The following is a 2,385-nucleotide window of genomic DNA, read 5'->3' on the forward strand; positions in this document are numbered from 1 at the left end:
TCGGAAGACACCGCATTGGAAGACACCGCGCTGACTGCGGCGGATGATCTGTCGCCGTATCTGGATGCCAGTGCGCTGCCGGTTGACGACCGCGATCCGGATGTCCTGGATGTCGCAAACGACCTGAATACGCCGCTGCCATCCACACCTGAAACGGCGGTGGATGAAGACGCTGCTGCGCTGCCGCTCGACAGCGAGCTGTCCAGCCTGCAGGATGAAATGGCTGTGCCGGGCTTCGCAGACCCGGTCACGCTGGAAGCCGCGCTCGAGGCCGGCCTGCACGTGATCGACGAGGAGCAGGGCCAGGACGAAGACGGGCAATGGCCCGTGCTCGGCCTGCAGGCCAGCGAACTCGCGCCTGGCGAGGCGGAAGCCTTTGCCGAGGATGCGGACGTCGGCGGGGAGGCGGCGGTCGGTGAAGGAGAGAGCACCGACCAGCCGTCCCCGGCGACGGTGGAAGACGTCGGGGCCGCGGAGACGGCGCAGGACGCCATCTCGCCCTCGCGTTTCTTCGAGCTGGAAGATGCTCCGGGCCAGGCTGCCGCGGCGGACAGCGGCATGATCGTGGTGCCGGTCGCGGCGGAGGCTGCGGCGGTCGAGGTCGAACCTGTCGCCGTCGACAGCGTCGATGCGGCGGTACCGGCGGATGCGCCCCTGCCCGAAGCCCAGACCGAAGAAGCCCGGACCGACTCCGAAGCCGAAGAGAGCGCCGACCTGCTCGACTTCAGCATCTATGATCGCGAGCTGGTCGACATCTTCGTCGAGGAAGGCAAGGACCTGCTGGATCATTGCGATGGGCTGATCAGCGAGCTGCGCGAAGCGCCGCAGGATCGCGAAGCCCTGGCCGGCCTGCAGCGCGAYCTGCATACGCTCAAGGGCGGCGCGCGCATGGCGGGCATCAATGCCATCGGTGATCTCGGCCACAGCATCGAATCGCTGCTGGAGGCTGTCGCTGGCGGGCGCACCGAGATCGAACGTCGTGATGTGCAGTTGCTGGAACGCGGTTTCGACCGTCTGCACCAGCTGCTGACCCGTACCGGCGAACATCGCATCGTCGAGCCGGCACAGGATCTGCTCGACGCCTTTGAAGCACGCACCACCACCGACATCACCGCCGCTGCCAGCGCAGCTGCAGCCAGTGCTGTCGTCGTGGCGGAGCAGGCCCCACAGGCGGCTCCGGCCGTGGCCGTGGTCGATGCCCCGTTGTCGGCACCGTTGCCGGTGGAAGGTTCCAGCGAGGAAGACCCGCTGGCCCGTCCGCAGCAGGAACAGGTGCGTGTGCGCGCCGACCTGCTCGACCGCCTGGTCAACCACGCCGGTGAAGTGGCGATCTATCGTTCGCGCCTGGAACAGCAGCTCGGCGCCTTCCGTGGCGCGATGGGCGAACTGGAACGCACCAATGCGCGTCTGCGCGACCAGCTGCGTCGCCTGGACCTGGAAACCGAAGCGCAGATCGTGGCCCGCTACCAGCGCGAGCAGGACCAGGCCGACCAGAAGTTCGATCCACTGGAACTGGACCGTTTCTCCACCCTGCAGCAGCTCAGCCGCGCGCTGAACGAGTCGGCCGCCGATCTGGGTGGCCTGCAGGGCGTGCTGGATGATCTGTCGCGCCAGTACGATTCGCTCCTGCAGCAGCAGTCGCGTGTCAGTTCGGAACTGCAGGATGGCCTGATGCGCGCGCGCATGGTGCCGTTCGACGGCCTGGTGCCGCGCCTGCGCCGTGTGGTCCGCCAGGCCGGCATGGATACCGGCRAGCAGGTTCACCTGACCCTGGAAGGCACCCACGGCGAGCTCGATCGCAACGTGCTCGATCGCATGGTCGCGCCGCTGGAGCACATGCTGCGCAACTCGGTTGCCCATGGCCTGGAAGCGCCGGAACAGCGTCGTGCCGCCGGCAAGCCGGAAGAAGGCGAAATCGCCATCCGCCTGCACCGCGAGGGCTCGGAAATCGTACTGGACGTGGCCGATGATGGCGCTGGCCTGGATCGTGAAGCGATCCGCCGTCGCGCCATCGACCGCGGCCTGCTGCCTGCCGATGCACAGCCGAGCGAACAGGAACTGGACAACCTGATCTTCGCGTCGGGCTTCTCCACCGCCGACCAGGTCAGCCAGCTGGCGGGCCGTGGCGTCGGCATGGACGTGGTCGGCAACGAAGTGCGCCAGCTCGGCGGCTCGGTCGACATCCAGTCGGTGCGTGGCCAGGGCGTGCGTTTCACCCTGCGCCTGCCGCAGACGCTGGCGGTCACCCAGGCGGTATTCGTGCAGATCGGCGAAACCACCTTCGCGGTGCCGGTCGCCTCGGTCAGTGGTATTGGCCGGCTGTCGCACGAGCGCTTCGAAGCAGCCGACAGCAGCTACCGGTACGGTGGCGAAGACTATCCGCTG

At 67.6% G+C, this 2,385-nt stretch carries 1 protein-coding gene; it reads left to right on the forward strand.

The window, feature by feature from the left end:
* Positions 1-2,385 (forward strand): chemotaxis protein CheA (locus AC1VAN_RS18740; protein WP_480986431.1); only part of this gene is annotated, 2,385 nt, incomplete at both ends.

It is taken from the genome of Stenotrophomonas sp. 05L44_2 (assembly GCF_056665995.1).